Below are 11354 nucleotides of genomic sequence, written 5' to 3' on the forward strand. Positions count from 1 at the left end.
TGAGTATGAGTCTGTTTCACCTGGTTGCCCCCTCCGGATATTGTATTAATCAGGCTGCCGCTGCGCTAGGCGTCAGGCGTCTTGAAAAAAACGGGCATCGCGTGGAACACCAGCAGGTCATCACCCGCCGCGATCGGCGCTTCGCCGGCAGCGAAGCCGAACGGTTGAGCGATATCAACGGTCTGGCTCAACTCACCGGTAAAGACCGCATCGTGCTGGCCGTGCGCGGCGGCTACGGTGCCAGTCGGCTGCTGGAGTCGATTGACTGGCCTGCGCTGGTGGCCCGTCAGCAACAGGATCCGCTGCTCATCTGCGGCCACAGCGATTTTACCGCGATCCAACTCGGGCTACTGGCGCAGGGCAACGTTATCACCTTCAGCGGCCCGATGCTGGCGGCCAACTTCGGCGCCGAACCGCTGAATGAGTTCACCCAGCATCACTTCTGGCTGGCGCTGCAAAACCGCACCTTCACTATTGAATGGCAGGGCCACGGCCCACACTGCCGCGCGGAGGGGACGCTGTGGGGGGGGAATCTGGCCATGTTCAACTCGCTTATCGGCACGCCGTGGATGCCGCAGATCCGCAACGGCATTCTGGTGCTGGAAGATATTAATGAGCATCCGTTCCGCGTTGAACGCATGCTGCTGCAGCTGCTGCATGCCGGCATTCTTTCTCGCCAGCGCGCAATCGTGCTCGGGAGCTTCAGCGGTGCAACGCCAAACGACTATGATGCCGGATATACCCTGGACACAATGGTTGACTACCTGCGATCGCGGCTCGCCGTTCCGGTGATAACCGGGCTCGATTTCGGTCACGAAGCGCGCACTGTGACCTTACCGTTAGGGGCAAAAGCACTGCTGGTAAACAGCGGCGATGCCACCACGCTCACCCTCAGCGGTCATCCGGTGCTCAGCGAAGAAAAAATGCATTCATAGCTCTTATTAGTCCATTGTTCACGTGCTAAATATGTTACCGTTTTAGAATAGTTATCACGCGACATAGGGAGTACGTGAACGTTGGACGCCGGGGCGGTTATCAGTCTGTTTATACTGGGGTCAGTTTTAGTCACCAGTAGTATTTTATTAAGTTCATTTTCTTCACGTCTTGGTATCCCCATCCTCGTTATCTTCCTGGCGATAGGCATGCTCGCCGGGGTCGATGGTATTGGCGGGATCCCCTTCGATAACTACCCCTTCTCTTATATGATCAGTAACCTGGCGCTGGCGGTTATCCTGCTCGACGGCGGGATGCGCACCCAGGCGAGCTCGTTTCGCGTCGCACTGGGGCCGGCGCTGTCGCTGGCAACCATTGGCGTGCTGATTACCTCCGGGCTCACCGGGATGATGGCCGCATGGCTGTTCCATCTTGATTTGATTGAAGGGCTGCTGATTGGCGCCATCGTCGGCTCGACCGATGCGGCGGCCGTCTTCTCGCTGCTGGGCGGCAAAGGGCTGAACGAACGTGTCGGCTCAACGCTTGAAATTGAATCCGGCAGTAACGACCCGATGGCGGTGTTTCTGACTATCACCCTGATTTCGATGATCCAGCACCACGAAAGCAGCCTGAGCTGGCTGTTTGCGGTGCACATCATTCAGCAGTTTGGCCTTGGGATCCTGATTGGTCTCGCGGGCGGATATCTGCTGCTGCAGATGATTAACCGCATCTCGCTGCCCGCCGGGCTGTATCCGCTGCTGGCGCTGAGCGGCGGGATCATGATTTTTGGTATTACGACTTCACTCGACGGTAGCGGCATTCTGGCCGTGTACCTGTGCGGCTTCCTGCTCGGTAACCGCCCAATCCGCAACCGCCACGCCATTTTGCAGAACTTCGACGGTCTGGCCTGGCTTGCACAAATCGGCATGTTCCTGGTGCTCGGCCTGCTGGTGACGCCGTCCGACCTGCTGCCAATTGCCGTGCCTGCGCTCATTCTCTCCGCCGGGATGATTTTCTTTGCACGTCCGCTGTCGGTGTTTATCGGCCTGCTGCCGTTCCGCGGATTTAATCTGCGCGAACGTATTTTTATCAGTTGGGTAGGACTGCGCGGCGCCGTGCCCATCATCCTTGCCGTATTCCCAATGATGGCCGGGCTTGAGAACGCGCGTCTGTTCTTCAACGTCGCCTTCTTCGTGGTGTTGATTTCCCTCCTGTTCCAGGGCACGTCGCTCTCGTGGGCGGCGAAAAAAGCCAAAGTCGTGGTGCCGCCGGTGGGCTGGCCGATTTCCAGGGTGGGGCTGGATATTCATCCCGACAATCCGTGGGAGCAGTTTGTCTACCAGCTGAGCGCCGAGAAATGGTGCGTGGGTGCCGCCCTTCGCGACCTGCATATGCCGCCGGATACCCGCATCGCCGCGCTGTTCCGCGACAATGTGCTGCTGCACCCGACCGGCAGTACCCGCCTGCGTGAAAACGATATTCTGTGCGTCATTGGTCGCGAGCGTGACCTCCCGGCGCTCGGCAGCCTGTTCAGCCAGTCGCCGCCGGTGGCGCTCGACCAGCGATTCTTTGGTGACTTTATTCTTGAAGGGAACGCAAAGTTTGCCGATATCGCGTTGATTTATGGCCTCGACGGCGGCGAAGAGTTTCGCGATAACCAGCTCTCGCTGGCGGATATTGTTCAGCATCTGCTGGGAGCAGCGCCGGTCGTTGGTGACCAGGTGGAGTTTGCCGGGATGATCTGGACGGTCGCCGAGAAGGAAGATAATACCGTGCGCAAAGTCGGCGTGCGCGTTGCGGAAGAAGAAGAGGTATAACGCGCCTGATGCGCTGCGCTTACCCGGCCTACAATACCTGTAAGCCGGGTAAGACCACGTCGCACCCGGCACTTACAAGTTACACTGTCACAACCGGGACTCTTGTTGCCAGGGCGCACATCAGCTCATAGCCGACGGTCCCGCAGGCGGTCGCCACGTCATCAATTTTGATTTCCTTGCCCCACAGCTCCACCGGCGTACCGATACCCGCCTGTGAACAGGGGGTTAAATCCACCGCCAGCATATCCATCGACACGGTGCCCACCGTTGTGGTGCGCACGCCATCGACCAGCACCGGGGTGCCATCTGGCGCCACGCGCGGATAACCATCGGCATAGCCACAGGCGACAATACCAATCCGCTGATCGCGGGTGGCGCGGTAGCGCTGGCCGTAGCCCACCACGTCACCGGCTTTCAGATTCTGTACGGCAATGATTTCACTGCTGAGGGTCATCACCGGCTTCAGGCCGCTGTTGGCGATATCCTGCCACTGGCCGGAAGGCGACGCACCGTAGAGGACAATGCCCGGGCGTACCCAGTCAAAATGCGCTTCGGGATGCCAGAGGGTCGCCGCAGAGTTTGACAGCGAACGCGGGCAGTCCAGCCCTTCTGCCGCCTGTTCAATTTTCTGCATTGGCTCGACAATACCCTCCGGACGTTCAGCCACGGCAAAGTGCGACATCAGCGTCATTGCGCCCACGTTGCTTAACCCGCGCAGCTGCTGCCAGACGGTATGTACCCGCTCAGGCGCAAAGCCGAGCCGGTTCATGCCGCTGTTCACCTTCACGTACACGTCGAGCGGCGCGTGCAGGCGTGCATTCTGGATCGCCTTCACCTGCCAGTTGCTGTGCACGCTGGTGGTGAGACGATACTTATCAAGCAGCTCAAGCTCATCGGCGTGGAAGAAGCCTTCCAGCAGCAGAATCGGCCCCTTCCAGCCGCGCTCGCGCAGCATGATGGCATGCTCAAGATTGAGCAGCGCAAAACCGTCGGTGGTGTTCAGCGCGCTCCAGACTCGCTCAAGCCCGTGCCCATAGGCATCGGCTTTTACCACCGACCAGACGCGCGATTGCGGCGCTGCCCGGCGGATAATACTCAGGTTCTGACGCAGCGCATGTAAATCGATGCTGGCGTGGACAGGACGTGCCATACCGCCTCCTTATTGATGCGCGCCGTGCAGATGCTGTGCGCGCGAAGGGGTAAATCCCTGACCATAGCGGGCAACGCTCAGATCGTCATAAGGAATAGCTGGTGTTCTGCCCGACATCAGGTCGCTGATAAGCTGGCCGGAGCCACAGGCCATCGTCCAGCCAAGCGTACCGTGACCGGTATTGAGCCACAGGTTTTTAAACGCCGTGCGCCCGACTACCGGCGTGCCGTCTGGCGTCATCGGGCGCAGCCCGGTCCAGAAGGTCGCCTGCTCAACAAAACCTCCGCGTGGGAAGAGATCGCGAACCACCATTTCCAGGGTTTCACGGCGTTTTTGCAGCAGATCGGTGTTAAAACCAACGATTTCAGCCATGCCGCCGACGCGGATGCGCTGGTCGAAACGGGTGATGGCGATTTTGTAGGTTTCATCGAGGATGGTTGATACCGGCGCGCCGTCATCTTCATTAACCGGAATGGTTAACGAGTAGCCCTTCAGCGGGTAAACCGGGATATCGACAATCCCTTTCAGCATCGCGGTAGAGTAAGAGCCCAGCGCCAGCACATAGCTGTCGGCTTTAACGATTTCATCACCGCACTGCACGCCGCAGATCTGCGAGCCTTCCACCAGCAGACGATCGATCGGCGTGTTATAGCGGAACTTTACCCCCGCCTGCTCGGCCATTGCCGCCAGACGCTGAGTAAACAGCTGGCAGTCGCCGGTTTCGTCATTCGGCAGACGCAGCCCACCGGTAAGTTTGTACGCCACTTCGCCGAGCGCGGGCTCCACTTCTGCCAGGCGAGCAGCCTCCAGCAGCTGGTAAGGCACGCCCGCGTCTTCCAGCACCGCGATATCGCGGGTGGCGTTTTCATACTGTTGTTCGGTACGGAACAGCTGCAGCGTGCCGCCCTGGCGCCCTTCATATTCAATGCCGGTGCTTTCACGCAGCGCCTTCAGGCAGTCGCGGCTGTACTCCGCCAGGCGAACCATCCGGCCTTTGTTTTCCATGTAGTGGCGGGTATCGCAGTTGCGCAGCATCTGCCACATCCATTTCAGCTGGAACTGGGTGCCGTCGAGGCTAATTGCCAACGGCGCATGACGCTGGAACATCCATTTGATCGCTTTCAACGGCACGCCAGGAGCAGCCCAGGGTGCCGCATAGCCCGGCGAGATCTGCCCGGCGTTGGCCGCGCTGGTTTCCTGCGCAGGACCGGATTCACGATCGATAACCGTGACGTCATGCCCGGCCTGACTCAAATACCAGGCGCTGGTTACGCCGACGACGCCACTTCCCAGTATCACAACACGCATAGCCACTCCATCTGAATATGAGTAAAAGAACAATCTTCTGATTACAAATTGATAACCCAGATGAAAATATTATTCAACATATGCTTTTTTTATGGTGACTTACCTCACACTACGCCCAGCCAGTGCGGTACGGCGCTATTTGGCATCTCCTGCTGCGCGTGAAAATTAGCCAGCGCAAAATTCTGCTAAATTGATTTTTCGTCGCAAATGAAATGGGAAAATCGCAAAGAAAAAAATTCCTTCTTCCGGTGGTTTATGACGCCGTGTTCTATGCTTGAAATGAGGCTCTCCAGACAGAGAGAGTCGCCAACAATGAGGGCGCGCTAATGGCTACGATTGATTCAGTGAATAAGGAAAGCACACGTCTGAGCGACGGACCCGACTGGACCTTCGACCTGCTGGATGTTTATCTGGCAGAAATTGACCGGGTGGCGAAACTCTACCGACTCGACACCTATCCGCACCAGATCGAAGTCATTACCTCCGAACAGATGATGGACGCCTACTCCAGCGTCGGTATGCCCATCAACTATACCCACTGGTCGTTTGGCAAAAAGTTTATCGAGACCGAACGTGCCTATAAGCACGGTCAGCAGGGGCTGGCCTATGAGATTGTGATCAACTCCAATCCATGTATCGCCTACCTGATGGAAGAAAACACTATTACCATGCAGGCGCTGGTCATGGCGCACGCCTGCTACGGGCACAACTCGTTTTTCAAGAACAACTACCTGTTCCGCAGCTGGACCGACGCCAGTTCGATCGTCGATTACCTGATTTTCGCCCGCAAATATATCTCCGAGTGCGAGGAGCGCTACGGGGTCGATGAGGTCGAGAAACTGCTCGACTCCTGCCATGCGTTGATGAACTACGGCGTTGACCGCTACAAACGTCCGCAGAAAATCTCCATGCAGGAGGAAAAAGCACGGCAGAAAAGCCGGGAAGAGTATCTGCAAAGCCAGGTGAACATGCTGTGGCGTACGCTGCCGAAGAAAGAGGAGGAAAGGATTGTTGATGCCTCCCGACGCTACCCCTCCGAGCCGCAGGAGAACCTGCTGTACTTTATGGAGAAAAACGCCCCGCTGCTGGAGCCCTGGCAGCGCGAGATCCTGCGCATTGTGCGTAAGGTGAGCCAGTATTTCTATCCGCAAAAACAGACGCAGGTGATGAACGAAGGCTGGGCGACCTTCTGGCACTACACCATCCTGAATCATCTGTATGACGAGGGCAAAGTCACCGAGCGCTTTATGCTGGAGTTTTTACACAGCCACACCAACGTGGTGTTCCAGCCGCCCTACAACAGTCCGTGGTACAGCGGCATTAACCCGTATGCCCTCGGCTTTGCCATGTTCCAGGACATTAAGCGTATCTGTCAGTCTCCGACGGAGGAAGACCGGTACTGGTTCCCGGACATCGCCGGATCTGACTGGCTGGAGACGCTGCATTTCGCGATGCGCGATTTTAAAGATGAGAGTTTTATCAGCCAGTTTATGTCGCCGAAAATCATGCGTGATTTCCGTTTCTTCACCGTACTGGATGACGATCGCAATAACTATCTGGAAATTGCCGCTATCCACAATGAGGAAGGCTATCGCGAGATTCGTAACAAGCTTTCCGCCCAGTATAACCTGAGCAACCTGGAGCCTAATATTCAGGTGTGGAACGTCGATTTACGCGGCGACCGCTCGCTGACCCTGCGCTACGTGCCGCACAATCGTGCCCCGCTGGATATGGGGCGTAAAGAGGTGCTCAAGCACGTTCACCGGCTGTGGGGATTTGACATTATTCTGGAGCAGCAGAACGCCGACGGCAGCGTGGAGTTGCTGGAGCGCTGCCCGCCGCGGCAGAATTTGCTGTAATAAAAAACCCGGCGCTTGCCGGGTTTCTTTTTTAGCGACTGTGGATGGCCAGGTCGCCGGGCAGGGTTTTCTGCATGTTATGCCAAATCAGGCCGCTGTCATGGCCGTATTTACGCACGGTTTCATACACCTGATCGTAAAGCCCCTCTTCGCACACCTTCGCCAGACGATGATAGAACCCCATCGCCAGGCTGCGCGCTTCCGGGTTTGCGAAATAGTGGCGGCCAATGCGGGTGTACAGACCCTTCATGCCGTTGATGATAAGACCATACACCGGGTTGCCGGAGGCGAACGCCAGGCCACGGAAGATGTTGTAATCGAGATCGGCGAAGGCATCCGCGTGATCTTCAATCTGCTTCGCGCTTGCCAGGACTTCCAGCGCCTTGTCCGGGTGCTGACGGAATGCGGTGCGGATAAAGATGGTGGAAATGTTGGTACGCACGGACAGCAGATTGTCGATAAGCTGCGGAACGCTCTCGTGATCGAGACGCGCCAGCGTTTCGAGAATATTCAGTCCGGAGGTTTCCCAGAAGTTGTTCACTTTTGTCGGTTTGCCGTGCTGGATGGTCAACCAGCCATCACGAGCTAAACGTTGCAACACTTCGCGTAATGTGGTGCGCGTGACGCCAATGAGTTCAGAGAGTTCACGTTCAGCAGGAAGAATGGAGCCGGGAGGAAAGCGGTTGTTCCAGATGCTTTCAATGATGTACTCCTCCGCGAAACCCGCCGGGCTTTGCGCCTTAATGACCATAGTAAGATTTCCATTACACAGCGTTGCAAAATATCACTCATCATACCAGAGCTGTTGTGGAGCAGATAGCACGGCTCGCCAATTAAAAGGGGATCGCGGTTCTATTTTCTCAAATTGGTAATGGGAAAATGGTCGCTTGCTGCGCTTTTTCCCCTCATCGTCCGCCTTTCGTTTACACTATGCCTCTCATTTTGTTGACGGGATGGATGTTCGTCGTGGAAATCTCCTACGGTCGCGCCTTGTGGCGCAACTTTCTGGGCCAGTCACCGGACTGGTACAAACTGACACTGCTTATCTTCTTAGTAGTTAACCCACTGGTTTTCTTTATTAATCCGTTTGTTGCGGGCTGGCTGCTGGTGGTGGAATTTATCTTCACCCTGGCCATGGCGCTGAAGTGCTACCCGCTGCTGCCGGGTGGTCTGCTGGCGATTGAAGCGGTCGCCATCGGGATGACCAGCGCGGAACACGTGCGCGAAGAGATTGCCGGTAACCTCGAAGTTCTGCTGCTGCTGGTATTTATGGTGGCAGGGATCTACTTCATGAAGCAGCTGCTGCTGTCGATTTTCACCCGCCTGCTGTTGTCGATTAAGAGCAAAATCGTGCTCTCCCTCGCCTTCTGTCTGGCCGCCGCGTTCCTCTCCGCATTCCTCGATGCGCTGACGGTGGTGGCGGTGATTATCAGCGTAGCGGTGGGTTTTTACGGGATCTATCACCGTGCGGCGTCGAACCGCCCGGATGAGGGCGAACTGGCCGACGACAGCCACATCGATAAGCATTATCGCGCGGTGCTGGAGCAGTTCCGCGGTTTCCTGCGTAGCCTGATGATGCACGCGGGCGTCGGTACCGCCCTCGGTGGCGTGATGACCATGGTCGGCGAACCGCAGAACCTGATCATCGCCAAAGCGGCGGGCTGGCACTTCGGGGAATTCTTCCTGCGGATGTCTCCGGTTACGATCCCGGTGCTGTTCTGTGGACTGTTAACCTGCGTGCTGGTCGAGAAATTTAAATGGTTTGGCTACGGCGAAACGCTGCCTGAGCCGGTGCGACAGGTGCTGCATGATTACGATCTGCGCAGCCGCCAGCAGCGCACCCGCCAGGAGACGTTACGCCTGATTGTGCAGGGGATTATCGGCGTCTGGCTGGTGGTTGCGCTGGCGCTGCATCTGGCGGAGGTCGGGCTGATCGGCCTGACGGTCATTATTCTCGCGACGTCGCTCACCGGCGTGACCGACGAGCACGCCATCGGCAAAGCCTTTACCGAAGCGCTGCCGTTCACCGCCCTGCTGACGGTCTTTTTCGCCGTGGTCGCGGTGATCATCGACCAGCAGCTGTTCTCGCCAATCATCAGCTTTGTTCTGCAGGCGTCACCGCACGCGCAGCTGTCGCTGTTCTATCTGTTCAACGGGCTGCTGTCGTCGATTTCCGATAACGTGTTTGTCGGTACGGTCTACATCAACGAAGCAAAAGCGGCGCTGGAACATGGCGTTATCAGCATGCAGCAGTTTGAACTGCTGGCGGTGGCGATTAACACCGGCACCAACCTGCCGTCCGTTGCCACCCCGAACGGCCAGGCGGCGTTCCTGTTCCTGCTCACCTCCGCGCTGGCGCCGCTCATTCGTCTCTCCTATGGCCGGATGGTCTGGATGGCGCTGCCCTATACGCTGGTGCTGACGCTGGTCGGTTTACTTTGTGTGCAGCACTCGCTGATGCCCGTCTCTGAATGGCTACAGGCGCAGGGGTGGATCGTCACGCCGTAAGGCAAACTCGCTCTGACCTGACACCGTTCGTTGGGTTAGAGCGATTCATTTATGTAATATTATTTCTCCCCAGGTGGCACAGGGAAAAAATTCGTTTACACTGCGTGTCTTAGCATGTTCCAGGGAAATGATTATGTTGCGATATTTAAACCAGTGCTCACGAGGTCGTGGTGCATGGTTACTGATGGCGCTGACCGCCTTTGCGCTTGAAATGGTCGCGCTCTGGTTCCAGCACGTGATGCTGCTGAAGCCCTGCGTTCTGTGTATCTACGAACGTAGCGCGCTGTTTGGCATCATGGGAGCCGGGATTGTGGGTGCCATCGCACCGAAATCCCCGCTGCGCTATGTGGCGATCCTTATCTGGATCTACAGCGCCTGGCGCGGATTACAGCTTGCATGGGAACACACCATGATCCAGCTGCACCCGTCTCCGTTCATGACCTGTGACTTTGCCGCCCGCTTCCCGAGCTGGCTGCCGCTGGACAAGTGGCTGCCGCAGGTGTTCCTGGCTTCCGGCGACTGCTCCGTGCGTCAGTGGGAATTCCTGACGCTTGAGATGCCGCAGTGGCTGGTCGGTATTTTCGCCGCTTACCTGATTGTGGCGCTGCTGGTGTTGATAGCACAACCGTTCAAACCGAAGCGCCGCGACCTGTTTGGTCGCTAACAGAACGCTCCCCCGGGAGCGTTTTTTTATGGGCCGAAGTCGTTGCTGTGATCATCTATAAGATGTATATTAAATACATCTTATAGATGAATCGCAAAGGAGAATTCCTGTGTCACATCTTCGTATCCCCGCAAACTGGAAAGTTAAACGCTCTACTCCCTTCTTCACCAAAGAGACCGTGCCTGCTGCTCTGCTGACGCATCACAACACTGCCGCCGGTGTATTCGGTCAACTATGCGTGATGGAAGGAACGGTCACCTACTACGGTTTTGCTAACGAGCAGGCGACGGAGCCGGAAGTGAAAGTGGTGATTAATGCCGGGCAGTTCGCCACCAGCCCGCCAGAGTACTGGCATCGCGTTGAGCTGAGCGACGACGCGCAGTTCAATATTAACTTCTGGGTGGAAAACGACACCCAAAGCGATGAGATGTATCACGCCAAAAAAGCGTAATCGCTACCCGCAGGGCGGCGCACCGTCGCCCTTCATCCCTTACGCCGCAGCAGATGACCGCACACCAGCGCGAATCCCCCCGCCAGCACTAACGCCGTCGCAATTAATGCCTGTTCGCCGAACCACGCCGAAACCAGCGGCACCAGCATCGCGCTTACGCCATAGCCCAGCGTATGACTGGTGGCGATAACCCCCGCACCCTTCCCGGTTGATAGCCTGTCGTTAAGCAGCAGCTGATAGCCAGGCGTTGCCATCGCCGCACCGAATGAGGTAATGACGATACCCGCGTAGAAGGTCAGGAGCGCCGTCGACAGCATCAACCCAAGCCCCAGCACCATCAGGCCAGCAGCCACCGCAACCAGCGCGCGCGGGCTGAGACGCTGCGGGCGCACCACCAGAAACTGTGCCAGCAGCGTGCTGACCGCCGCGAGGCTCAGCAGCCAGGCGACATGATGGCTCACCTCCGTGCTGTTACCGGAGAACAACGGCTTCAGGTGCGGCGACAGGCCAAGCTGCATCAGGCTGATACTGGCGGCGAGGAACAGCGCCAGCAGCAGGTACGGCAGCATGTTCCATTGCAGGCGGGCAGACTGGCTCGATACCGGCGGCAGCGGTGGATCGTTTTGTTGGCGAACGATAAGCAGCAACGCCAGCAGCGGTGCCA

Annotated in this window: 10 protein-coding genes and 1 pseudogene; 6 read left to right on the top strand and 5 right to left on the bottom strand. The window is 57.3% G+C overall.

Going from position 1 to position 11354, the window contains the following annotated elements; translation table 11 throughout:
* Nucleotides 1-5 precede the first annotated feature (5 nt).
* Both ldcA and GYRE_RS20490 read left to right on the top strand, forming a co-directional pair.
* Nucleotides 6-935 carry a muramoyltetrapeptide carboxypeptidase gene (ldcA, locus tag GYRE_RS20485; RefSeq protein WP_038257967.1) on the top strand — a complete coding sequence of 310 codons (930 nt, stop codon included), beginning with the start codon at nt 6-8 and terminating at the stop codon, nt 933-935.
* Nucleotides 936-1016: 81 nt separating this feature from the next.
* Nucleotides 1017-2750: a potassium/proton antiporter gene (locus tag GYRE_RS20490; RefSeq protein WP_038257969.1), complete on the top strand. Its 1734-nt coding sequence runs from the start codon at nt 1017-1019 to the stop codon at nt 2748-2750.
* Here the strand turns inward: GYRE_RS20490 and GYRE_RS25380 are convergent.
* From GYRE_RS25380 to GYRE_RS20500, 3 genes and pseudogenes are all read right to left on the bottom strand, one after another.
* Nucleotides 2694-2822, bottom strand: a pseudogene (locus GYRE_RS25380) (hypothetical protein); the annotation flags it as partial. The gene GYRE_RS20490 and the pseudogene GYRE_RS25380 sit on opposite strands and share 57 nt — an antisense overlap.
* A gap of 7 nt (nt 2823-2829) precedes the next feature.
* On the bottom strand, nt 2830-3900 hold the full coding sequence (gene dadX / locus GYRE_RS20495; RefSeq protein ID WP_006819653.1) for a catabolic alanine racemase DadX: 1071 nt from the start codon (nt 3898-3900) through the stop codon (nt 2830-2832).
* 9 nt (nt 3901-3909) lie between these two features.
* Nucleotides 3910-5208: a D-amino acid dehydrogenase gene (locus GYRE_RS20500; RefSeq protein WP_038257971.1), complete on the bottom strand. Its 1299-nt coding sequence runs from the start codon at nt 5206-5208 to the stop codon at nt 3910-3912.
* A 326-nt stretch (nt 5209-5534) separates the two neighbouring features.
* On the opposite strand from GYRE_RS20500, the gene GYRE_RS20505 reads away from it, so the two are divergent.
* Nucleotides 5535-7067 (top strand): SpoVR family protein, encoded by a 1533-nt coding sequence (locus tag GYRE_RS20505; protein WP_006819651.1) that lies wholly within the window; start codon nt 5535-5537, stop codon nt 7065-7067.
* 31 nt (nt 7068-7098) lie between these two features.
* On the opposite strand, the gene fadR is transcribed toward GYRE_RS20505, so the two are convergent.
* Complete coding sequence (gene fadR / locus GYRE_RS20510) at nt 7099-7818, bottom strand: fatty acid metabolism transcriptional regulator FadR (RefSeq protein ID WP_006819650.1); 720 nt, start codon at nt 7816-7818, stop codon at nt 7099-7101.
* Between the two features lie 215 nt (nt 7819-8033).
* Between fadR and nhaB the strand changes: the two genes are divergently transcribed.
* The 3 genes from nhaB (at nt 8034) to GYRE_RS20525 (ending at nt 10690) form a co-directional block, all read left to right on the top strand.
* A complete protein-coding gene (nhaB, locus tag GYRE_RS20515) occupies nt 8034-9575 on the top strand; it encodes a Na(+)/H(+) antiporter NhaB (protein WP_038257983.1) in 1542 nt (513 codons plus the stop codon).
* A 133-nt stretch (nt 9576-9708) separates the two neighbouring features.
* A complete protein-coding gene (gene dsbB / locus GYRE_RS20520) occupies nt 9709-10239 on the top strand; it encodes a disulfide bond formation protein DsbB (protein WP_038257974.1) in 531 nt (176 codons plus the stop codon).
* 109 nt (nt 10240-10348) lie between these two features.
* The gene (locus GYRE_RS20525) at nt 10349-10690 is read left to right on the top strand and encodes a TehB family protein (protein ID WP_038257975.1); all 342 of its coding nucleotides are present in this window, start codon (nt 10349-10351) and stop codon (nt 10688-10690) included.
* Between the two features lie 32 nt (nt 10691-10722).
* On the opposite strand, the gene GYRE_RS24770 is transcribed toward GYRE_RS20525, so the two are convergent.
* The coding region (locus GYRE_RS24770) for an MFS transporter (protein WP_038257976.1) at nt 10723-11354 on the bottom strand (632 nt) is incomplete at its 5' end.

Origin of the sequence: Yokenella regensburgei ATCC 49455, from assembly GCF_000735455.1 — a bacterium.
Taxonomy (GTDB): domain Bacteria; phylum Pseudomonadota; class Gammaproteobacteria; order Enterobacterales; family Enterobacteriaceae; genus Yokenella; species Yokenella regensburgei.

Excerpts from the sequence above, each read along its gene's own strand:
- dadX (WP_006819653.1), bottom strand. The coding sequence starts at position 3,900 with ATGGCACGTCCTGTCCACGCCAGCATCGATTTACATGCGCTGCGTCAG.
- ldcA (WP_038257967.1), top strand. The coding sequence starts at position 6 with ATGAGTCTGTTTCACCTGGTTGCCCCCTCCGGATATTGTATTAATCAG.
- GYRE_RS20500 (WP_038257971.1), bottom strand. The coding sequence starts at position 5,208 with ATGCGTGTTGTGATACTGGGAAGTGGCGTCGTCGGCGTAACCAGCGCC.
- fadR (WP_006819650.1), bottom strand. The coding sequence starts at position 7,818 with ATGGTCATTAAGGCGCAAAGCCCGGCGGGTTTCGCGGAGGAGTACATC.
- dsbB (WP_038257974.1), top strand. The coding sequence starts at position 9,709 with ATGTTGCGATATTTAAACCAGTGCTCACGAGGTCGTGGTGCATGGTTA.
- GYRE_RS20505 (WP_006819651.1), top strand. The coding sequence starts at position 5,535 with ATGGCTACGATTGATTCAGTGAATAAGGAAAGCACACGTCTGAGCGAC.